Source organism: Dorea acetigenes (genome assembly GCF_025567385.1).
GTDB lineage: Bacteria > Bacillota > Clostridia > Lachnospirales > Lachnospiraceae > Claveliimonas > Claveliimonas acetigenes.
In genome coordinates, this window is sequence record NZ_JAOQJU010000002.1 from 294,939 (window position 1) to 317,125 (window position 22,187).

Here is a 22,187-nt window from a genome sequence, read left to right on the forward strand (position 1 = left end):
GCTTTTATATATGATAAAGAAACTCTCTACTGTCTAGATGTATTTCTTAATCATCGCTTCAATTGTCTCTGGTGTACAGTCATCTTTTACCAACTCTTCCACCTTTTCACCGCCTTTATAGATTGCCATTACAGGAAGTCCGAGAACCTTCTGTGCAATTGCAAGACGGCGCGCTTTCGTTGTGTTCAGAGATGTGAATTTCATCTTATCCCCATAAGTTTCTGCAAATTCATGTACCTTCGGCATCAACGCCTGGCATGGAACACATCCGTCACCGTAAAAGTCTACGAATACATATCCTTCTGCCTCCAACACCTCTGCCGCAAAATTTGTTTTGTCTAAATCTACCATTGGTTTCTCCTCCTTTTGAGTTCTTATTGTTTGTATGTTTTAGAAGTAATCTGACATACTTCTTTCAACCTGTACAGCAGCAATTGCGCCATCTGCCGCCGCTGTCACAACCTGTCTCAGGCTTTTGATGCGTACGTCTCCCGCAGCATACACGCCCGGAATATTGGTATGCATGTCATCATCTGTCTTAATATATCCTCTCTCATCCATGTCGATGCTTCCCTCAAACAGCTTACTGTTCGGGACAGTCCCTATGAACCCGAATACACCGAACATTCCGTCTTCTTCATCTGCCTCTACTGTTGTTATTTCTCCCGTCTTTACGTTCTTCACTTTCATCCACTGGAGAATGTCGTCTCCGCCCACTTCTTCCACAACAGTATCCCACATGAATTCAAGTTTCGGATTCTTGAATGCTTTTTCCTGAATAGATTTTGCTGCACGGAGTTCGTTACGTCTGTGGATAATGGTAACCTTTCTTGCAAATTTCGTAAGATACATTGCTTCTTCTACTGCAGAATCTCCGCCGCCTACCACATACACTTCAAAATCCTCAAAGAAGTTCGCATCACAGGTCGCACAGTAAGAAACGCCCTTGCCCATGTATTCAGCCTCGCCCTTACATCCAATCGGACGCGCATGCGCACCGGTAGCAATGATTACATTTCTTCCCTGGTACTCTGCCGTCGCACTCTTTAACACCTTCACTTCTCCCTCCAGGGAAACCTCCGTTATCGTGTCAGATACACGCTCTGCGCCAAACTTCGCAGCCTGCTCTGTCATCCTTGCTATCAGGGACGGCCCGGATTCACCTTCTACAATCTGCCCCGGATAGTTCTCGATTTCATCTGTAATCGCAATCTGTCCGCCGTCCTGGCCTTTTTCGATAATCAGAACGGAAAGGCGGCTTCTTCCCGCGTACAGTCCCGCCGCCAGACCGGCAGGCCCCGCACCCAGGACAATAACATCATAAATCTTACTCATCTTTGTCATTCTCCTTTTCTTTTAAGCAGTAATATCTACTTTACTCTGCCCGGCAAGAGCGCGCCGGGCACTTTCTTCATTTAATCAAAAATCGTCTGTCCGTCAACCTCTGTTGTCAAAGCGTCAAGTGCTTTCTCAACAATATGACGGCGGAGCGCTTTTTCCTCTGCTTTATCCAATGCAGGATTTCCAAGAGGATGTGGGATTGCAATAGCTGGAACAATTCTGTTCGCGCCAACTGTCATAGAAATAGGAGTTACTGTACAAACATGTACAACCGGAATTCCGGCTCTCTCAATTTCTTTCACCATCGTTGCACCGCAACGAGTACAGGTACCTCAAGTGGAGGTGAGAATTACAGCGTCTACTCCGTCTGCAACCAACTTCTTGGAAAACTCATCTGCAAAAGCTTTTGCGGATGCAACGGCCGTACCATTACCTGTTGTTGTGTAGAACAAGTGATGTAATTCTCCGATAATTCCTTCCTTCTCCATATCACGAAGTACATCCACCGGAAGAACGCGGTCAGAATCTTCGTTAGCATACACCGGGTCATATCCTCCGTGAGCCGTCTCATAGGTCTCTTCGGTCAGATCCATAACGCCTGTAATATCATATTCTCCATAGTGAGACGCACTGGAACTTTCAATATGATCCGGATTTCCTTTCGGAACGATACCACCAGAAGTAACAAGTGCGATTTTAGCATGTGCAAGATCCTTTACTGCCGGGTTTGGATCCACTCTATCAAAATCCGGCATTGGGAATTCTGTCTCAAATGGCTTGTCAGCCAACTTTTTAAGCAGCATTTTCACTGCTCTCTGAGATCCTCTCTCTTTTTCAAAAAAGTTTACACGAACACCATTTGGCATATAACCTTCTTCACAAGATGCACCGATTGTCTCACCTTTTGCAAGCTTTAATGCAAGAGGAGCCATCTTCTTAACCGCATCTCTCATACCTGCCGCATTGTTCTTGGTAGAAATCATATATACCTGATTCTTGAACATATCAGCGCCCGGATTCTCTACATACATACCTGTAACAGCCGGGATTCCAAGCTCTTCCTGAACCGCTGCTGCAATTGTACCGCAAGCAACACCGTAACGGCCTGCATTGAATGCCGGACCTGCTATAAATACATCCGGAGCCTGTTCCTTTACCCATGCAAGGATATCCGCTTTCGCTTTCTCCAGATTTTCGTTAAAATATGAGTCACCGCAGACAACTGTCGCAATAATCTCTGCTTCATCTTTAAAATTCGTTGTAAGCGCCATACCCGGTCCAACCACTTCGCCAACACGGATTTCTGCCGGATAATCAGCTTTTTCTTCTCCACCAATCTGTGCAAAGAACTGATTGATGTAATGAACCACTTTAATCTTAGCCATGTTCTTATCCTCCCTTCTATCTTGCGCTCAGCTTGTTGAAACCTGTCTCATTTGTTGCACCTGTAAGTACCTGAAGTTCAACCTCAAGAGAGCCGTCCTCCCGAAGTGTCTCTTCACTTGCACCCGCAATCTTTGTTACATAATCCAATGTTCCAATTACTTTATCAAGCTTTGGCAGGATAATTACCTGGTTTGCATTACCGCCGGTTACAACTGCATCGGCAGCCGGATCAGCATCTGCAAGAGACTGTGACTTACCGTCACGTCCTGCATACTCATCTGTAATAATAACCGTCTTAACTCCCTCAGCCTCAATCTTTTTACAGTTCATGATAAGGTCTGTATCCGGGTTTCCAAATCCTTCCTGAGATACAATAACACCATCCAAATCTAACATTTTACAAATCTTTGCTGTCCAATCAGAAGAACGCATTTTATCTGCAAGATATACATTTTCATTGGTGATAATCTGACATACAAAATTAATCGTTTTTCCGTGCTGTTCAAACAAGTCATGCACAACCGGATTGTTCTGATGTACATAAGTCGGGTTCTTATCACATGCAGATACACAGTTACCGGACACAATCGCACCGTCCATAACCTCTGTCGGGCTCATAATCGTAGGAACAATCTTCTTTGCATCCACGCCATATACGTATGTATCATGAAGAAGTCCCTGACTCTGAAGCATCTGGACATAGGCAACTCTCGGAAGCTCCGGATATTTTTCCATACCTTCTTTTATCGTACATGTCTCATAAACCTTTGTCTCATCCGGAGTAAGTTCACGTGCCAGTTCTCCAATATATGTGGCAACTCTGAATCCTGCGAACCTTACAGCAGCTTCATAATCATGCTGTTTGATTCCATCGACGGGCTCACATACCATAACAAGATTCAATGTCTTAGAAAACGGAGTATAATCAGCTCCTGGACCCGTCATATCAATAATACCTTCCTGGAATCCAACGATTCTTCCTGCTGTTACAACTGCCATCCCCTTTAATGCATAGGTTTTTCCGCTTCCAACAGTATCAACTTTGGCAATGACGCCTGGGAAGATTCCCCCTCTTCCTTCTACCTTTACACGTGGTTCAATTACATCCTTAACGGGTGTGATTCTTACAGACTCGCCCGGTTTTGCGATATCAAATGATGCGCTCTTAATCTTTTCATCTTCAAGAGCAACTGCCCTAACGGCCTCTTCGGATACATAAAGGATTCCGTCTTCAATCTTAGACTCTGCTGCGAACTGAATATCCTTAATGTATATGTGTCCCATTTCTAACTTCACTGTAAATTCCCTCCTTTTAATATTGATATTATTGTTAAAGCTCTTCGCTATTACAACCCTCTTGGGTGATTACAAAGTATCTGCCGACGCCATGGCACTTTCTAATAATGTCCAGTCAATCAATTGAAAATCCTGATATACCTCCGGTTTATATTTGTCTGCTTTCATCATAAACTTTCGGCACGCTTGTATCGCATTTTCAATTAACTTCAGAGAATCGGCATCCACATCCCTCCTTTGCCGGCTTATTAAAATGGATTTGTATGGCGTTTCATTGGGTTTGACACTGCCCGACAATGGATGTGTCAAAAGCACATGTCCTTCATGTATTCTGTCCCGGGTTTCCCGCAGAATCTCTTCATATGAAACGTCTTTATAAATAATCTCCCGGCTGTTCTCAAGATTCTTAACAACCAACGGATTATTCGTAACTATAACATAGGGAGTTCTCATATCAGTTTGCCTCTTTTCCAAAAACTCTTACCTAAATCTCAACTAAAAAAGGACGATGCAAACACGGATACGTGCCATCGTCCTTTCTGTCTTTTGCCCTGATAGCTTCGTTTCCATAAACAAAAGCTTATTATCATTTCAACACAAGATTCAGAATGCAGTCCTTTTTCCAGTCCTTTTGCCTGAAAGTTTCACCCAGATCATGTTCACCTCCATCATCCCGGCTTGCCTCTTCGGCGGCCGCCTAACGGCTCTCTCTTGAAAAAAATCATCCCGCTATTCACTTAATATATAGATATTATAAATATTTGTTATTGTTTTATTCTATAGTAACTGATTGTTAGTTTTTTTGCAATAGTTTCAAAAGATTTTCCTGTTTTTTGTAATATTGCACAAACCACGCTCTGCATTTTCATTAAAAATTACTTTTTCTTTGGTTTAAAGTTTTTAAAATAATCCTCATGCACCTGTTTAATCACACCAGTCAGTGCAAACAATGCCAGAATATTCGGAATAACCATCAACGAATTAAATGTATCCTGCATGGTCCAAACAAGTTCAACTTCAGCAAGAGAACCAAGGAACACACACACTGCCGCAAGAACAGCATACACTTTTACTGCCTTTGGTCCAAACAAATATTTGATATTCGCCTGTCCAAAGAAATACCATCCGAGGATTGTAGAAAATGCAAAGAACAGCATACATACTGCAATAAAAACATCTCCGCCTTTTCCATACAGCGTAGAGAAAGCATACTGGCTCAGCTCCGCGCCCGTCAATCCCGTCGGAATAGAATGAGTCGTGATAATTACAAAAGCTGTTAGGTTCAGGATAACAAACGTATCAATGAACACGCCAATCATAGCCACAAATCCTTGTTCTGCCGGATGATCTACCTTTGCAACCGCATGTGCATGGGGTGTGGAACCCATACCGGCTTCGTTAGAAAAAAGTCCACGTGCAACACCTTTCGTCAAAGCAAGCTTCACCGTTGCTCCGGCAGCGCCGCCAACAATAGAAGAAGGCGCAAAAGCTCCTACAATAATTGCATGGAAAGCATATGGAATTTCCTTAAAATTAAAAATAATTACAATCAAAGCGCCTACGATATAAAGAGCTGCCATAACCGGAACAATCAGCTCCGTAATTTTAGCAATGCGTCCCATACCGCCCATAAATACAAACAACGCTACAACAGCGATTATCAACCCCATAATCCACTGCGGAATTCCAAAAGCAGTATTCCATGCCGCTGCGATGGAATTGGACTGTACGGCATTTCCCATGAAGCCTAATGCCAAAACAATCAGCACTGCAAAAATCCCTGCCAAAACTTTACCTGCCGTTCCCTTAAACGCTGCGCGGATATAGTATACCGGACCGCCCGTTACAACTCCGTCAGAGCCAACCTGCTTATACTTCTGCGCCATGAGTGCTTCTGCATAGATAGTTGCCATTCCCAAAAAAGCAGCAATCCACATCCAAAAAATCGCTCCGGGTCCTCCAATAGCAATCGCCGTTGCCGCCCCGGCAATATTTCCCGTACCAACCTGGGCCGCAATCGCTGTCGCCAACGCCTGGAAGGAAGACATCCCATCCTTATCTGCCGAACCCTTTTTGTTAAAAAGTCCACCAAATGTCCTTCTCATTCCTTCGCCAAAACCTTTTACTTGGATAAAACCAAGTTTGACAGAAAACCAAATACCGCCGCCAAGAAGAGCAACAATAAGTATGTAGTTAGAAAGATAACTGCCAATCGTTGAAAATATGTCGTTTAATATTTTTTCCACAACATTACCCCCTTTTCTCATAGATTATATTAATATATTCATTTATTATATCTATATTAACATTTTTGTAAATTTTATTCAATATCTTGTATTAATTTAAAATTTTTTCGTATGTTTTTCACATATTTTGTGTAATTCAAAAAAAGCTACGTAACAAAAAAACAGCAGAAACATAAGAGTTTCCGCTGTTTTTTTCTTAGCACTTTTTTTTACATTTTTGGTTATTTTGCCATTTTCTGTCTTCTATACATTAATTTCTGCTTTCACACCCAGAATATCTTTATTAGCGTCAAGGAGCGGACGGATTACTTTTTTCAGGTAATCATCCACCTGGACGGAGGCGCGTCCAATATATTTCGAAGGATCCATCGTCTCTTTCAATTCCTCCAACGTAAGGTTAAATGCCGGATCAGCAGCAATCAGTTCCAGCAGATTGTTTTCCAGTCCCTTTTCTTTCACATTGCGTCCCGCTTCCATGGAAAGTTCACGGATCCGTTCATGAAGTTCCTGCCGGTCACCGCCTGCCTTCACGGCATCCATCATAATATTTTCAGTAGCCATGAACGGCAACTCAGACATCAGGTGTTTTTCAATCACCTTCGGATATACTACCAGTCCATCCACCACATTCAGGCACAAATCCAGAATACCGTCAATCGCAAGAAATCCCTCCGGTATGCTTAACCTCTTATTTGCAGAGTCATCCAGTGTTCTCTCAAACCACTGCGTTGCCGATGTAATTGCCGGATTCAACGCATCAATCATCACATATCTGGACAAAGATGCAATACGTTCGCTTCGCATCGGATTCCTCTTATACGCCATAGCTGAAGAGCCAATCTGTGTCTTTTCAAAAGGTTCTTCCACTTCCTTCAAATGCTGAAGAAGACGGATATCATTTGAAAACTTGTGGGCGCTTGCAGCAATTCCGGCAAGTACATTTAACACTCTCGTATCAACTTTTCTTGAATAGGTCTGCCCAGATACCGGATAACAGCTTTCAAATCCCATTTTCTCAGCAATCATAGGATCTATCTTATCAATGGTTTCCTGATCCCCGTCAAAAAGTTCCAGAAAACTGGCCTGCGTTCCGGTAGTTCCCTTTGAGCCAAGAAGCTTTAAACTTCCAAGCACATAATCCAGATCTTCCAGATCCATTGAAAATTCCTGTAACCACAGAGTTGCCCTCTTTCCCACGCTCGTGGGCTGCGCCGGTTGGAAATGCGTGAAAGCAAGCGTCGGCTGTGCTTTATATTTCTCTGCAAAATCCGCCAGTTCAGCAATCACATTCACCAATTTCGTTCTTACCAGCTTCAGAGCCTCAGACATAACAATAATATCCGTATTATCTCCCACATAACAGGATGTTGCTCCCAGATGAATGATTCCTTTCGCTTTCGGGCACTGCTGGCCATAAGCATATACATGGGACATAACATCATGACGGACAATCTTCTCCCGTTCCTTTGCAACATCGTAATTAATATCATCTGCGTGCGCTTTCAGCTCCTCAATCTGTTCATCTGTAATAGGGAGTCCCAGCTCTTTCTCCGTTTCCGCGAGAGCAATCCAGAGCCTTCTCCATGTCCTGAATTTCTTATCAGGCGAGAAGATATACTGCATCTCCTTACTTGCATAACGCTCCGACAACGGGCTTTGATATCTGTCGCTGCTCATAATACTTACCTCTCTTTTCTCTTAATTATTCTAATCAAATGCATGGGAAATATCTTTTCCCGGCACTTCCATAGGATAATTGCCGGTGAAACATGCATCACAATACCCTAAATCTCCAACCATCTCTTTTAGCTTTTCAATCTCCATATACCCCAGTGAATCCGCGCCGATCATCTCTCTGATTTCCTCTGTAGTATGGGAATGGGCAATCAACTGCTCATTGGAAGGTACATCCGTTCCAAAATAGCAGGGATAGAGAAACGGCGGTGAACTAATCCGCACATGAACCTCTGTCGCCCCCGCACTTTTCAACATACGGATGATATTGGCACAAGTTGTCCCGCGTACAATGGAATCATCCACCATAACAATACGTTTTCCCTTTACCACTTCTCCAATAACATTCAATTTAATTTTAACGCTGGATTCTCTTTCACTCTGTTTCGGTTTTATAAATGTCCTTCCCACATAACTGTTCTTATGAAAAGCCATTCCATATGGGATTCCCGATTCTTCCGAATACCCCTTAGCCGCAACCAAACCGGAATCCGGCACACCCACGACCAAATCTGCCTCTACGGGATACGATTTTGCTAGGGCTTTTCCCGCAATAATTCGTGAATGATAGACATTTACCTCATCAATCACACTGTCCATTCTTGCAAAGTAGATATACTCAAAAATGCATCTTGCCTGCTTCTCCGGCGAAATCGTCATACTCATATCTGAGCTTACTCCATGCTTTGTAAAGGATACAATCTCACCCGGTTTCACATCACGGACAAATTCTCCTCCAACCGCCGCAATCGCACAGCTCTCAGATGCAAGGAACCAGGTATTATCACGTTTTCCTATACATAATGGTTTCAATCCAAACGGGTCTCTTGCTCCGATCATCTTTCTCGGCGAACTCACTACCAGTGCGTAAGCTCCTTTGATTTTCTTCATGGCATTCTTAACGGCATCCTCTGCTTTTCTTGTCTTCAGCCGTTCCCGGGCAATATGGTACGCAATCACTTCTGAATCAATGGTAGTCTGGAAGATTGCTCCAGTATACTCAAGCTCATGCCGAAGTTCTACTGCATTCGTCAGATTTCCATTGTGGGCAATCGCCAGCGTCCCTTTCACGTAGTTGATAACCAGCGGCATTGCATTCTCTGCCTTTGATGCTCCCGCTGTAGAATAGCGCACATGCCCTACCCCAAGGTTACCTTTCAGAGACTCCAGCGACTCCGCGTCGAACACTTCATTCACCAGTCCCACTCCTTTTTTCGAGTGAACTTTCCGTTCTCCATACGTATCGGTCACTGCAATGCCACAGCTTTCCTGACCTCTGTGCTGTAATGCAAAAAGCCCATAGTATACGGTGGAGGCAACGTCGCCTCCATCCATATTATAGGCTCCAAATACACCACATTCCTCTCCCAAACCTGTCGTTACCTTCTCAAATTTGTTCATGAATGTTTATGCTCCTTACTTTATGCTGACTGTTTTTTTCGTCTATTTAATGCCAATTCTTCTGAACACTTCCTGATAAGCTCCCTCTACATTTCCCATATCTCTGCGGAAACGATCCTTATCGAGCTTCTCATGTGTTTCAATATCCCACAGACGGCAAGTATCCGGTGAAATCTCATCTGCAAGGATGACTTCTCCGTGATATCTTCCAAATTCAATCTTAAAGTCAATCAACTCAATACCTGCTTCCTTAAAGAACTTCTTCAAGACCTCATTCACCTTAAAAGTATACTCTGTAATCTTATTAATTTCCTCTCTTGTAGAAGCTCCAATGGCAATTGCCATGTAATCATTGATAAGCGGATCGCCAAGGTCATCATCTTTATAACTAAACTCAAGTGTTGGTGCAATTAAGCTTGTTCCCTCTTCAATCCCAAGTCTCTTAGAAAAGCTTCCAGCAGCCACATTACGTACAATCACTTCCAGCGGAACGATATCAACTTTCTTTACCGCTGTCTCTCTGTCACTCAGTTCTTCAACAAAATGTGTCGGGACTCCCTCCTTTTCAAGGATTTGGAAAATGTAGTTCGTCATACGATTATTGATAACGCCTTTTCCTACAATCGTCCCTTTTTTCTCGCCATTAAATGCAGTTGCATCATCTTTGTAATCCACAATTACAATATCCGGATCTTCTGTTTTAAAAACTTTTTTTGCTTTTCCTTCATACATCTGCTCTAATTTTTGCATAATCGGCACCTATCCTTTTCTTTGTTTTCTCTAAATGATAAAATGTCAAAATGTGACATTTCACACAACAAGTATAATACAAGAGTATTATAAAAGCAATATTTAGTCTTGTCCAAATTTGCCAAGGAATTCCTTCATTCTTTCGTTAGAAGAGCCAAACACCTCCTCCGGAGTTCCATATTCTGCAATCACTCCCTTGTCCATAAATATAATGTGATCTGAAACATTTCTGGCAAAATTCATCTCGTGCGTTACGATAACCATCGTCATATGCTCAGACGCAAGAGCTTTAATTACCTTCAGTATCTCTCCTGTAAGCTCCGGATCCAGCGCGGACGTGGGCTCGTCAAAGAACAGGATATCCGGTCTCATGGCAAGTGCCCTTGCAATAGACACTCTCTGCTGCTGTCCTCCCGAAAGCTGATGCGGATAAGCATTTTCCTTATCTTCCAGTCCCATCTTCTTTAACAGTTCTCTTGCTTCTTTATATACCTCTTCTTTATTCCTCTTCTGTACCTTTATAGGGGCGTCCGTAATATTCTTCATCACAGAAAAGTGCGGGAAGAGATTAAAATTCTGAAACACTAACCCAAATGTCCCTTCATAGTGGATTTCTCCCGAATCCTGCGTCTCCAGATTCGTCGCGCAGCGAAGAAGAGTGGATTTGCCGGAACCGGAGGGACCGATAATCCCAAGAACTTCCCCTTCGTCTACTTTCAGAGAAATATCTTTCAGTACTTCTATACCGTCAAAACTTTTTTTGATATGCTTCATTTCCAGCAAACTCATGGCAGTTCCTCCTCTATTTATAATAATTCATCTTCTTTTCCACCTTTTCCATCAGAAATGCTACTATAAAGTTAAATATGTAATAGAAAATTCCCGCAAAAACATAGGGAATCATATTTGCCTGTGAAGATGCCAGTGCCTTTGATACCGTAAACATTTCCAGAATACCGATGGTAAATGCCAAAGAAGTATCTTTTACCAGTGTAATCATTTCATTCGTAACAGACGGCAGAATACGCTTCATGACCTGTGGCAGAATAATACGCAAAAAGGTCTGGACCTTATTGTATCCCAGAATCTGTGCCGCCTCATACTGTCCGGGATCCATAGATTCAATGCCGCCTCTGTAAATTTCTGCAAAATACGCTGCATAATTCAGTATAAAACCAATAGCTACCGCACTATTTTTCCAACTCGAAGTTATCTGAATCCCGAAAATGTAAAAAGGTCCAAAATAAATTACCATAAGCTGCAGCATCAGAGGAGTGCCTCTCATAATTGAAATATAAACCTTTACAATAGACTGAATAAGCTTATTTTTAGACATCCTTCCGAAGGATACTAAAAGCCCCAAAGGTAAAGAGAATACCAGTGTTACCGCAAATAAAAACAAGGTCGTTACCATACCTTCGGATAATTTAGCCAACATAACCGAAATTGCCATTCTATTACTCCTTTGCACAGAAAACGGGCCATCATAAAGACAGCCCTTTCCTATCATTTTTATTATTTCCCTATTGTTGTAATATCTTCACCAAACCACTTTGTAGAAATCTCGGCGAGTGTTCCGTCTTTTGCCATCTCTTCTAATGCACTCTGTACCTGATCCCGCAGTGCTTCATTTCCCTTTGCAAATCCTACGCCATATTCTTCTGCCGCAATCTCATAGTCGAGAATCTTAAATGCTGCCGAACGCTTCTCAATCTGGTAGGAAGCCACTACAATGTCCATTGCCACCGCATCTACCGCGCCTGACTCTAAATCCATAAAACCAGTATTATAATCCGGTATTACCTGAAGATTTGCAAATGTAGATACCAGATCCTGATTGTCATCCAGTGCTGCCTGCGCAGAAGAATCTGTCTGTACATCCACTACTTTCCCGGCAAGATCGGCTTCTGTCTCAATACCTGAGTCTTCTCTTACAACAAATACCTGTTTATTATTCAGATATGCATCTGACCAGGTATAATCATCCTCACGTCCATTAATCGTAAAACCGTTCCAGATACAGTCAATGCCGCCGGATGCAAGCTCAGCGTCTTTGGAATCCCATGCAATCGGCTTCGGCGTAAACTTCCATCCCATCCTATTGCAGACCTCTTCTGCAAGTTCTAAGTCAAATCCGGTATATTCTCCATCATCGCCCACAAAACCCATAGGTGGGAAATCCTGATCAAAGCCAACGATAAACTCGTCGCCTTCTTCCTTCTGTACATACTCCGTTTTTGCTTCACTACTCTCATCTGCACTCTTATTCTCGGTTTCCTCTTTACTTCCACAACCTGCCGTTACTGCCGTAAGTGTAAGAACAGCTGCCAGTAATAATGCTAATCTCTTTTTCATGTGATAATCCCTTCCTCCCGCGCGGTGCTTCATTCTTTTATCAATTGATTACTCTACCACGCTAAACTGTTCTGTTATATTATCACATTTAACTGCTACTTGTCAATCCTGCGATATTCCTTTTTCCATTCTTCATAAACTTCTTCCGTCATATCTATATCTATCGATTCGTCTACTTCCTTCATTTCCTCCTTAAGCTGAGAATTCAGGCTTAAAAACACCGGTTCCTTTGACAGCATCTTTGCATACTCTTTTTCCGGCATATACCGGTAACAGCAATACAGATACGTCTTAAGCATCTTATCATCCTGACAGGTCTCATACCCTTTTTCATACATCTTTGCTGCTTCCTCATAAAGGAACATCCTTCCATAAGCAGAACCAATGCAGCCGTATATATGTCCATAAAAGTCTTTTCCCACAGAATCATCCCACTCTTTATTCAAAATGGACTGATAAACAAGAATTGCCGATGAATATTCTCCTGTTTTCAAAAGATTGTCTGCCTTGAATTTTTCACGCTCTACATCATTTTGATTCCGCAGCTGCTCCAGGACATTATGAATCTTTGTAATCTCTGCCGCCGAATAGATGGATGCATGGCTCAATACCGTCAGCACGAATTGCTCCATCGGCGCATTCTGATTCAACTGTTCTCTCAATTCATCCGCCAATGCAGACAGACCCAGTTCATCGTCCAGCCAGTCGCAAAGCTGCCGGTTTGTAATGGTATAATCTATCAAGTAAAGATTATTGCAGAAATAGTAACATAGCTCTTCCATTGTATAAATGTGCATATGCACTCTGGATATTTCATATGGATGTCTTGCTTTCTTTTTATGACAAAGAATTAAACTGCCCATTGCTTCCTCCTAAATGTATAACCTTTTCCACCTGGAAATCTGTAGCCGGGAAAAAATCTCCGAACCCCGCGTCCTTAAAAGTAATCTTACATGTTTTTTCATCCAAAAACATCGTCTCGATAGACAGCCGCAGAGAATAATCTCTCCGCTCCGGCAAACCTGCAAGTGATACCGTCTCTGCTTCAAGCTCTCCGGTTGCCAGGGATTCTACATGAATCTCAATATCCGAAGTATCTTCAAGCAGCACTTCCCATTGTCCGTCAGCTTCATACCAGTGCGACCCCCATGCCACAATCGGATACCAGGCCTCCTTCCCATTTACCCGCATACGCAGACAAATCTGTTCCATCATCTTTGTCTCATCCAAATATACCGGACTTCCCTCATAATCCCTGCACCTTCTGTAAGAGGTATAGCAAGCTCCCTTACTGTACAAATTATTTCCGATAAAAGCTCTTCGTCCATTACAAAGCACCTTCAAAGAATTCGGATACCAGTTGTTTTCAAATCCTTCTCCTGTTAAGAACACAGAAGATACCACTTTTTTATCAAAAACCCCTTGTATGAAGGTCTTAAATCTTTCATCTGCATTCTTCGCCTTCTCTACATTCAAAACAGGATAAATCGCTGCCAGCTCCTGCATCTGAGCCCTTGCCACTTCATCAACGGCTACAAACACATCGTTTCCCCTCCCTGTTATTGTGCGCAGCTTCCGCAGCATATACGCCCGTATTTCATTGCCATCACAATAAAACAACGCCGCCTCATACTGCCACAATTCCTTGGGCTGGTAAAACATATAGTGACAGAAACTTTCCTTATAATCCTGTACATAAACCCGTTCTTTCGGTACGCCGATAAACTGTCCGATTCCTTTTAACATCTTGCTGATGTCGATATTAGTATAAGGCACCGAAAAGGTAATGTACTCAATATTCTTAAACTGTTCCAGTGCAAGCTGAATGTACTTTGCCAGAAGCCAGATTGCTTCATGTGTCTTTGCGCCCACACGGATTTTTTCCTGATGCACGGCTCTCCGGAACAGATCCGATACTGTACATCCTTCATTAATCGTCGCCAGACGCTTCGCCTCTCTTCCATACACCCACGCATTCTGATAGTATCCCAGCACAAGTGGAAGCTGGTAGTTTTCTACAGCCGTTTCCAAGGTCTCCGGCTCATGGGATGCCTCGTTATAAAAGCTGATCTGACATGTCTTTTCATTCAATTCAAATCCTAATATTTTCCCGTCCTTCACCTTGCATAGCCTCCTTTGTCCTTATCTAAAATTCCTGAAAAATCCGTTCTGCCATGAGCAGTTCCTGCTGATAATCCATCATTGCCTTCTTCCGCTCTGCCGCTCCCATCTCCGACATGGCATTCAATTTACCAAATCTTCCGATAGACGGAATCCTGCGCTTCTGCTCAAGCACTCTTTCTTCCTGTGTGATAATCTTATTTTCCTGTGTTTCCTGAAAATAATAACGAATCCCTTCATTCTTATAGAGCATAAAAGTTTTCACATATATATTTTCATACATGGGAGTAAGTCCCTCGCTCCGGTAATCCAGTTCTTCTGACTCTCCGTTTTTCATTTTATAGAAAATTCTTACTTTCCCGCCTTTTGATGCCCTGTATTCTACCATCACTTTATCATAAAGCTGCGTCTCTCTCAGCCATGCTTCATCATACTCCAGATAGAAAGGAAATACAATCTGCTTCTCGCACATTTCCTGCAGCACCTGATGCAGAAGTTCTCCGATCTCGTCATCATATTCCCTGTCAGAATAGTACCGTAGCACAGCAATCTTGCAGATGTCCGCCAATTCTTCCTTTAACTTATATTCGTTAATAATAATTTCAAATACAGATTCCCCATTGATTCTCCCATTTACCATATACTCTCTGGATGCATATGCCAAATACGCCTGTTTCAAGCGGAAATACGGATTCCCATTCAGATAATAATCCAGAAAAATCTCTTCTTCCCCGAACATATCTTCTGAGAAAATCATCTGTGTAATGATCCGCTCTCCCAGCTTCACAACCAACACTCCATATTCTTTTGCAGTCTCCCACAGTTTCTTCATATCCCTGGTCGCCCCACAATAGAAATTGGCAAGATAGGTAAGAATCACCTTGTCATACTGCTGCCGCTTAAACAACTCAAAACACAGATACAACAGGAAATCATCTTCCTCGTAATTATCTTCCCGTATTCTTTTACTGCAAAGACGGAAAATCTCTTTCTCATCAAAAGCATCCATTCCCTTCATCCGCAGATTCTCAAACGTAGGCTCTTCCTTGTTCCTTTCATAGGACCAATTGGATATATGTGTCATATATTTCTTACACATCTCCATAAAACGAGGTTCATAGAGCAGACGAACCGTCTCGTACAAGATGGAATCCGTATAGTGCCGCCCGTCCTTTCCTTCCCAGATAATACGTGCGTCTTTGTCATAAAGGTACACAATCGTCCCTTCTTTCCTGACCGGAACCCTTTGTTTGATACTTCCGTCCTTCTCAATAACCAGCACACATTTCATATTATCTGCCTTTGTCGTCACCCGATAAGCATAGCAAAGATCATACATCGCCTCCAGTCGTTCTCCTGTCATCTCTTCTTCTGTACAAAAGCGTTTATAAATAATCTTCAGAGAATCACTGATATGGCGCTTCATCAGCTGTTCCCAGGCAAACTGTACCATCTGCTCCCGGTAACTGATATAAAGGTCACTGGCATACTGCTCGTGCGTGATCAGATTCGCATACAACAGCGCCGCCTTCTTATAATTCAGGTTATTCCCATGCATAAAATACAGAAAAATCGAACGCGGAAGTGCATCCCTGACTTTCGACTCATCAATCGTAGCCATATAATATTCATATAACTGCGCTATCTTAAGCTCCGCATCTACCGCCCTCTGATACCATACAAAATAACGTCTTTCATCTTTATTGCCTTTAATCAAAAATGTACAGATTGCATTCAAAATCATGGGTTCCTTGTACATGTCATAAATCCGCTCCAGAACCCGGAACAATCCTTCATGATAACTTTTCTGCTGGCTGGCAAGATTTGCCACATAAAGAGCTAATTCTTTCGTCATCAAACGGTATTTCGATGCAAAATTCAGTACCTGGAATTCAAATTTTCCCAACTTCTTTAGCAGATTTGTCTTTTCCTTATAGCAGCGATATGCCTCCAGATAAATCAGGACCTGATTCGTATCATATGCATAAAACTGCTGCTCCAGCACTTTAATCCTCCGATAAGGATCTTTGTACTGCGAGTCTATATCAAGAAGCATAAGAAAAAGCTCCCAGGAATCCTGATGCCGCATCCACACCTTCCCTATCTCATCAATCACTCTCTCCACATGGCTTCCCTGCCTGCGGATCAGCGCTGTCAGATACAAATAATAAGCATTGCTCTTCGGATCTTTTCCAATTGCGAACCGGTTATAATTATAGTTTTCCAGGATCCACTTTGCTTCTTCAATGTAATTGCCAATAATATAAATATGCGCAAGGAATAATTGGATCATATCGTCCAGCGGGGCATGAGTACGCATCTCCTTTGCCTTTTCAATCGCACTTTCACTCCAACGGTTCAATTCCATCCTCCCCGCCATATAAGAAATATATTCCTTCATAATCTGCGCCATCAAAAATGTAACTTCTCTTCTGTCTTCATCATATTCGCAGTTCTGTCTTACCTCAACCTCATAAGCCAACACTTCATACGGCGTCACAAAAAGAATTTTCCCAAAGTTGCGTCCCCCGTGTAGGCGTTCCGGATGCACAAGAAATTCCATCTCATACATATTTCCGACAAAATCATCGGTAGTCAGCCTGGTTCTTCCTGTTGTAATAAATCCACCCTCCAGGCGTACCTCTATCGGCATAAACCCCCATGTGTTCTTAATGATCTTCAGAGTTCCTTTCGACGCTTCCTTAATATCTTCAAACAGCATTCCTTCCCCTGAGAGGGTAAGGAATATACATTCTTTCTGTTTGATTCCTACAAGAAACTCTTCCATCGCCTGTTCATCAAGAGACCATTTTCTCATATTATCATAAAGATGGAATACTCGTGGGTTCTCATATTTCAACACTTCATAAAATTCCCTGGAACGGAACAATCTCTGTGCTTCCGAAAAATCCTTAATAGCCAAACGCTTGAAATCTTCCGTACTCTGAACCTTCCCATAAGAAGTCATAACATAGGGTTTCTCGATAATTGCTGTAAACGCAATTGTGTATTCTCCGCCATTACATACGATAGAAAAGGTACCTTTCTCCACATGACCCGGACGCAGTCCTCTGCCGTCATACTCAAAATTCACCTTAACAGGATTTCCTTCAAATCCCTGCTCGATACAGCGCATACGAAAAGAAGACGGATATACAAGTCCTCTTATAACTCCGTCTGATAGGCTCTCTATTATAAAATTCCCCTTGTACACTTCCCCTTCACCAATGGTGAGAAGCAGATGTGTCTCCGGGAATACGATATCCGGATGAGCCACCTGAAAATCACCTTTTGAAAATTTTTTAATTTTATTTTTCAAGCCTGCCACCTCTTCTTGCATTGCATTTTCATTTAAACATACTATAATAAATTATAGCATTCTTTTAATATGAATAGCAATGCTGAAACACAAATTATTCAACCATTATTCAAGATTCTGTAAGGAGGACATATGAATACAAATATAACACCAGCCTTTCACGGCAGTGATCTAGAAAAAATAGCTGCCTACTACCACATTCCACAGGAGTCTATCATAAACTTTGGGGCAAATGTCAATCCACTAGGTCTCTCTCCTTCCGTAAAATCTGCTCTTGCAGACAATCTGGATGTAATTACCCGGTATCCGGACAGGGACTACAAAGCCCTTCGCGAAACCATAGCTGCATATTGCAGCGTCAACACTGACCAGGTAGCAGTAGGTAACGGATCCACAGAACTGATTTCTCTGCTTATCGGCCATCGCAAAGCAAAGCACGCCTTGGTCGTTGGTCCCACCTACTCAGAATACGAAAGAGAACTTTCCCTGACAGGGGGCAGTATGTCCTATTATAATCTGAAAGAACACGAAGATTTCCATCTGGATCCATCTGACCTTTTAAAATCACTTCCGCCGGAGACTGATTTTTTAATCCTTTGCAACCCCAATAATCCTACTTCCTCTGCCGTCAGACAGGAAAACATTGAAACGATTCTTTCCGAATGTAAAAAAAGAGGAATATTTGTCATGATTGACGAGACTTATGTGGAATTTGCGCCCTGCATAGAGGAAATCACTGCCATGCCCCTTACAAAAATCTTTGACAACCTCATGGTTATTCGGGGCGTATCCAAATTCTATGCTGCCCCGGGACTCCGCCTCGGCTACGGCGTCACCGGCAACCAGGAATTTTTGTCCTCCTTGAAACGCTGTCAGAATCCCTGGAGCTTAAATAGTATAGCCGCTTTTGCCGGTGAAAAAATGCTGCAGGATACTGCTTATATAAAGGAAACCAGAGCGTTGATTCTTTCCCAGCGGAAGCAGCTTTGTAAGACTCTGAGAGAAGTGCCCTTCTTAAAAATCTACGAACCCTATGCCAATTTCATCTTAGTCCGGCTCTTAAAAGAAGGGCTGACCTCCCATCAGGTTTTTGAACACGCCATCCGGCAAGGGCTGATGATTAGAGACTGCTCTTCTTTTAAAAGCCTCGAAGGAGAATATATCAGGTTCTGCATCATGAAGCCAGAAGACAATGCCCGGTTAATACAATGCCTGAAAGAATTACCGTAACCTCTTCATAGCTTCTAAAGACTTTCCAAGGCCTCAGCAATGAGGCTTTTTTCTGCGGAAAGGCTTCCCTGCACCATCTCCGGTTTTCCGCCGCCTCTTCCCTGAAATTTCTCATTCAGCATTCTGCTGACCGGCCTTACATCCTCCGTCCTGCTGCCGATTACATAGCGGTATCCCGTCACATCCGTCCCGGCAAACACAGCGCACACCCTCGCGCCCCGCTCCAGCAGAAGATTCATCAGTTCTCTTGGTTCGTTTCCTGTCAGCTCTTCCTCAAATACACGCACGATAGGTTCCTGAATCTCAATTTCCTGCGCCTTATAAACAAGCATCTGCTGCCGGAGAGATGCCGCCTTGCTCTTTAGCCTTCCCTGTTCTTCTTTCAGCCTTTCTACGGCTTCTGCTATCTCATTTTCCTTTTCACAGAGAAGCGCTCCAATGCGCTTTGCATTTTCCTGCTTTCTGTCATAATCTTTCAGCGCCCGTCCTCCACACAACATGGTGATACGCTCGCCGCCTTTATAATTCATCCTATTAACAAGCTTAATCAGTCCAATCTCCCCGGTCTTTTTTACATGAGGGGCACAGCATGCACAAACATCATATCCGGGTATCGTCACGATACGTACTTGACCGTCAATCTCTATCTTGCTCCTGTATTCCATCTGCGCAAGCTCATCCTTGGACGGATAAGTCACCAGGACATCCAGATTTTCAAAAACAGCCCGGTTTGCTTCCCATTCAATTTCCTTTAATTCTTCTTTTGTAATCGGACCATTAAAATCCATCGTACAGTAGTCATCTCCCAGATGAAAACCAACATTCTCATATCCGAACCTGCGGTGTACGATTCCCGACACGATATGCTCTCCACTGTGCTGCTGCATCCGGTCAAATCTGACTTCCCAGTCAAGAATCCCATGGACGCACTTTCCCTCTTCAAGGGCAGTGTCCGTCTCATGAAAAATGATGCCGCCCTTTTCCTTCGTATCCGTCACCTGCACTCCGTCCAGGCACCCGACATCACCGTACTGGCCTCCCCCTTCCGGAAAAAAGGCAGTCCTGTCAAGAACCACCCTATATCTCTCTCCTTCCGGCCGGCAAGATACTACACAGGCATCAAATTCACGGACATAACCGTCCGCATAATACAATTTCGCCGTCTCTTTCATATAGAATTACATCCTTTCCGGTGCCTCAAAACCAAGCATATCAATACAAGCTTCCAATACTTTCTTCGTAATCACCAGCAGAGCAATATAACTTTCTTTCTTCGCCTTTTCTTCTTCTGCAAGAATCTTTGTCTCATGGTAAAATCGATTAAATGCATTTGCCAAATCATAAATATACGCGCAGATTTTATGAGGAGCAGTCTCTTCAAAGGCGTTCTTAATAACCCCGTTATACTTCGCTGCTTCCAGCATCAACGCCTTTTCGCTCTCACTATGTGCACCTGCAATTTTCAGCCCGTCCAGGCTGTCTCCCGCTTCCTTATATTTATTCAGAATGGACTTAATCCGCACAATCGTATAAAGAATGTACGGGCCCGTATTTCCCTCAAAAGACGTGAACCTGTCCACATCAAAAATATAATCTTTGCTTGCCTGATTCGATAAATCACCATATTTAATCGCAGATATTCCTACAATCTTCGCTGTCTCTTCCGCCTCTGCTTCCTCTACGGTACGGTTATCTGCAATCTTCTTATACATCTCTTCCGTAATCTCTGCAATCAGATTCTCCAGGCGCATCACGCCGCCTTCCCTTGTTTTGAAAGGCTTGCCGTCTTTTCCGTTCATGGTTCCGAATCCCTGGAAAATAAGCTCCGTAGACTCCGGTACAATCCCCGTCTTCTTCGCTGCACGGAATACCTGTATAAAATGAAGTTCCTGCCTTTTATCCACAATGTAAATCACCTTGTCCGGATGATAGTCTTCTTCCCTCTGAACCAGCGTAGCAAGATCTGTGGTTCCATAAAGCGAAGCCCCGTCAGACTTCTGTATCATGCAGGGCGGTATCTCCTTCGTATCAGACGCTTCCTTCACGTCAATCACCAGCGCGCCCTGATCCATATACGCATACCCTTCTTTTTTCAAACGGTCAATCATAGCCGGGATATATTTCTGAGCATCAGATTCTCCCTTCCACAGATCAAAGTCCACATTCAGGTTGCGGTAGTTCTTCTTCAAATCTGCAACAGACACCTGCATAATATGATTCCAGATAGCCGTATAGCCTCTGTGCCCGTTCTGGAGCAGATATGTGGCGTGAAGCGCCTCTTCCCTATATTCCTCATTTTCCTTGGCAAATGCACTGGCAGCCGGATAGATTTCCTCCAACTCTCCAATGGTAAATGGTGCTTCCTCAGGATACTCCCCCAAATAAGCTTCATCAAAATACGGAAGTTCCGGCTTGCGCTTTTTAAGTTCTGTAATAATCAGTCCCATCTGATATCCCCAGTCGCCCAGATGGATATCTCCCAGGACCTCATGTCCCATAGCGCGGCAAATTCTTTTAATGCTCTCGCCAATAATCGCCGAACGCAAATGTCCTACATGGAGCGGCTTTGCCACATTGGGTCCGCCATAATCCACAAGAATCATCTGAGGATCTTTTGCCTTCTCAAGCCCCAGCGCTTCATCCTCCGCCATCTGATTCAGATACTCTGCCACAAATCCGTCATCTAATTTCATATTAATAAATCCCGGTTTCACTGCTTCAACTTCCGCAATGCACCTACTTTCTCCAAGCCTTCCCACCACGTCTTCCGCAATCATAAGCGGCGCTTTCTTATACGTCTTTGCCCCCGCCATCGCACCGTTACACTGGTATTCACACAGATCCGGACGATTGGACAGTGTTACTCTTGCATATGATTTATCATATCCTGCCTCTTCAAAAGCTTTCTTAAGCTCTGCTGTTATGAGGTCAATTATCTGTTTCATTCGTCATCCTCCTTGTTATAGCCATTTGCAGAAACTGCTATCTAATGTATAAGTTTAGCATAA

The 22,187-nt window shown here is 43.1% G+C and carries 18 protein-coding genes and 1 riboswitch; of the genes, 1 reads left to right on the forward strand and 17 read right to left on the reverse strand.

Going from position 1 to position 22,187, the window contains the following annotated elements; genetic code table 11:
- Positions 1-33: 33 nt before the first annotated feature.
- The 15 genes from trxA to OCV99_RS04010 form a co-directional block, all read right to left on the reverse strand.
- Positions 34-351 (reverse strand): thioredoxin TrxA, encoded by a 318-nt coding sequence (gene trxA / locus OCV99_RS03940; RefSeq protein WP_158368384.1) that lies wholly within the window; start codon positions 349-351, stop codon positions 34-36.
- 39 nt (positions 352-390) lie between these two features.
- A complete protein-coding gene (gene trxB / locus OCV99_RS03945; protein WP_158368386.1) occupies positions 391-1,335 on the reverse strand; it encodes a thioredoxin-disulfide reductase in 945 nt (314 codons plus the stop codon).
- An 80-nt stretch (positions 1,336-1,415) separates the two neighbouring features.
- Positions 1,416-2,726 (reverse strand): glycine reductase complex selenoprotein B, encoded by a 1,311-nt coding sequence (grdB, locus tag OCV99_RS03950; RefSeq protein WP_158368388.1) that lies wholly within the window; start codon positions 2,724-2,726, stop codon positions 1,416-1,418.
- Between the two features lie 16 nt (positions 2,727-2,742).
- Positions 2,743-4,023, reverse strand: coding sequence for a glycine/sarcosine/betaine reductase component B subunit (locus tag OCV99_RS03955; RefSeq protein ID WP_227191951.1), 1,281 nt, complete (start codon positions 4,021-4,023; stop codon positions 2,743-2,745).
- A gap of 69 nt (positions 4,024-4,092) precedes the next feature.
- Positions 4,093-4,476, reverse strand: coding sequence for a GrdX family protein (locus OCV99_RS03960; RefSeq protein ID WP_158368390.1), 384 nt, complete (start codon positions 4,474-4,476; stop codon positions 4,093-4,095).
- Between the two features lie 160 nt (positions 4,477-4,636).
- Positions 4,637-4,747, reverse strand: a riboswitch (glycine riboswitch).
- Positions 4,748-4,898: 151 nt separating this feature from the next.
- Positions 4,899-6,290 carry an alanine/glycine:cation symporter family protein gene (locus OCV99_RS03965; RefSeq protein WP_158368392.1) on the reverse strand — a complete coding sequence of 464 codons (1,392 nt, stop codon included), beginning with the start codon at positions 6,288-6,290 and terminating at the stop codon, positions 4,899-4,901.
- Between the two features lie 222 nt (positions 6,291-6,512).
- Positions 6,513-7,946 (reverse strand): adenylosuccinate lyase, encoded by a 1,434-nt coding sequence (purB, locus tag OCV99_RS03970; protein WP_158368394.1) that lies wholly within the window; start codon positions 7,944-7,946, stop codon positions 6,513-6,515.
- A gap of 30 nt (positions 7,947-7,976) precedes the next feature.
- On the reverse strand, positions 7,977-9,404 hold the full coding sequence (gene purF, locus OCV99_RS03975; protein ID WP_158368396.1) for an amidophosphoribosyltransferase: 1,428 nt from the start codon (positions 9,402-9,404) through the stop codon (positions 7,977-7,979).
- Positions 9,405-9,446: 42 nt separating this feature from the next.
- The gene (gene purC / locus OCV99_RS03980) at positions 9,447-10,154 is read right to left on the reverse strand and encodes a phosphoribosylaminoimidazolesuccinocarboxamide synthase (RefSeq protein ID WP_158368398.1); all 708 of its coding nucleotides are present in this window, start codon (positions 10,152-10,154) and stop codon (positions 9,447-9,449) included.
- 102 nt (positions 10,155-10,256) lie between these two features.
- A complete protein-coding gene (locus tag OCV99_RS03985; protein WP_158368400.1) occupies positions 10,257-10,943 on the reverse strand; it encodes an amino acid ABC transporter ATP-binding protein in 687 nt (228 codons plus the stop codon).
- Positions 10,944-10,956: 13 nt separating this feature from the next.
- Complete coding sequence (locus OCV99_RS03990) at positions 10,957-11,607, reverse strand: amino acid ABC transporter permease (RefSeq protein WP_158368402.1); 651 nt, start codon at positions 11,605-11,607, stop codon at positions 10,957-10,959.
- A gap of 62 nt (positions 11,608-11,669) precedes the next feature.
- Positions 11,670-12,509 carry an amino acid ABC transporter substrate-binding protein gene (locus OCV99_RS03995; protein WP_158368404.1) on the reverse strand — a complete coding sequence of 280 codons (840 nt, stop codon included), beginning with the start codon at positions 12,507-12,509 and terminating at the stop codon, positions 11,670-11,672.
- Positions 12,510-12,604: 95 nt separating this feature from the next.
- Positions 12,605-13,372 (reverse strand): hypothetical protein, encoded by a 768-nt coding sequence (locus OCV99_RS04000; RefSeq protein ID WP_158368406.1) that lies wholly within the window; start codon positions 13,370-13,372, stop codon positions 12,605-12,607.
- Positions 13,347-14,630, reverse strand: a complete 1,284-nt coding sequence (locus OCV99_RS04005; protein WP_158368408.1) for a DUF5716 family protein — start codon at positions 14,628-14,630, stop codon at positions 13,347-13,349. Before OCV99_RS04005 ends, OCV99_RS04000 begins: the two co-directional genes overlap by 26 nt.
- Before the next feature lie 25 nt (positions 14,631-14,655).
- Complete coding sequence (locus OCV99_RS04010; RefSeq protein ID WP_158368409.1) at positions 14,656-17,949, reverse strand: DUF5717 family protein; 3,294 nt, start codon at positions 17,947-17,949, stop codon at positions 14,656-14,658.
- Positions 17,950-18,081: 132 nt separating this feature from the next.
- Here OCV99_RS04010 and OCV99_RS04015 point away from each other — a divergent pair, with 132 nt between their 5' ends.
- Positions 18,082-19,179 (forward strand): pyridoxal phosphate-dependent aminotransferase, encoded by a 1,098-nt coding sequence (locus OCV99_RS04015; protein ID WP_158368411.1) that lies wholly within the window; start codon positions 18,082-18,084, stop codon positions 19,177-19,179.
- Positions 19,180-19,193: 14 nt separating this feature from the next.
- Here OCV99_RS04015 and OCV99_RS04020 read toward each other — a convergent pair whose 3' ends face one another.
- A complete protein-coding gene (locus OCV99_RS04020) occupies positions 19,194-20,351 on the reverse strand; it encodes an alanyl-tRNA editing protein (RefSeq protein WP_158368413.1) in 1,158 nt (385 codons plus the stop codon).
- A gap of 6 nt (positions 20,352-20,357) precedes the next feature.
- Positions 20,358-22,124: an arginine--tRNA ligase gene (gene argS / locus OCV99_RS04025; protein WP_158368415.1), complete on the reverse strand. Its 1,767-nt coding sequence runs from the start codon at positions 22,122-22,124 to the stop codon at positions 20,358-20,360.
- Positions 22,125-22,187: the final 63 nt, after the last annotated feature.

Excerpts from the sequence above, each read along its gene's own strand:
- OCV99_RS03965 (WP_158368392.1), bottom strand. The coding sequence starts at position 6,290 with ATGAGAAAAGGGGGTAATGTTGTGGAAAAAATATTAAACGACATATTT.
- OCV99_RS03960 (WP_158368390.1), bottom strand. The coding sequence starts at position 4,476 with ATGAGAACTCCCTATGTTATAGTTACGAATAATCCGTTGGTTGTTAAG.
- OCV99_RS04015 (WP_158368411.1), top strand. The coding sequence starts at position 18,082 with ATGAATACAAATATAACACCAGCCTTTCACGGCAGTGATCTAGAAAAA.
- OCV99_RS03995 (WP_158368404.1), bottom strand. The coding sequence starts at position 12,509 with ATGAAAAAGAGATTAGCATTATTACTGGCAGCTGTTCTTACACTTACG.
- argS (WP_158368415.1), bottom strand. The coding sequence starts at position 22,124 with ATGAAACAGATAATTGACCTCATAACAGCAGAGCTTAAGAAAGCTTTT.
- OCV99_RS03990 (WP_158368402.1), bottom strand. The coding sequence starts at position 11,607 with ATGGCAATTTCGGTTATGTTGGCTAAATTATCCGAAGGTATGGTAACG.
- purF (WP_158368396.1), bottom strand. The coding sequence starts at position 9,404 with ATGAACAAATTTGAGAAGGTAACGACAGGTTTGGGAGAGGAATGTGGT.
- trxA (WP_158368384.1), bottom strand. The coding sequence starts at position 351 with ATGGTAGATTTAGACAAAACAAATTTTGCGGCAGAGGTGTTGGAGGCA.
- purC (WP_158368398.1), bottom strand. The coding sequence starts at position 10,154 with ATGCAAAAATTAGAGCAGATGTATGAAGGAAAAGCAAAAAAAGTTTTT.
- OCV99_RS03985 (WP_158368400.1), bottom strand. The coding sequence starts at position 10,943 with ATGAGTTTGCTGGAAATGAAGCATATCAAAAAAAGTTTTGACGGTATA.
- OCV99_RS04000 (WP_158368406.1), bottom strand. The coding sequence starts at position 13,372 with ATGGGCAGTTTAATTCTTTGTCATAAAAAGAAAGCAAGACATCCATAT.
- purB (WP_158368394.1), bottom strand. The coding sequence starts at position 7,946 with ATGAGCAGCGACAGATATCAAAGCCCGTTGTCGGAGCGTTATGCAAGT.
- trxB (WP_158368386.1), bottom strand. The coding sequence starts at position 1,335 with ATGAGTAAGATTTATGATGTTATTGTCCTGGGTGCGGGGCCTGCCGGT.
- OCV99_RS04020 (WP_158368413.1), bottom strand. The coding sequence starts at position 20,351 with ATGAAAGAGACGGCGAAATTGTATTATGCGGACGGTTATGTCCGTGAA.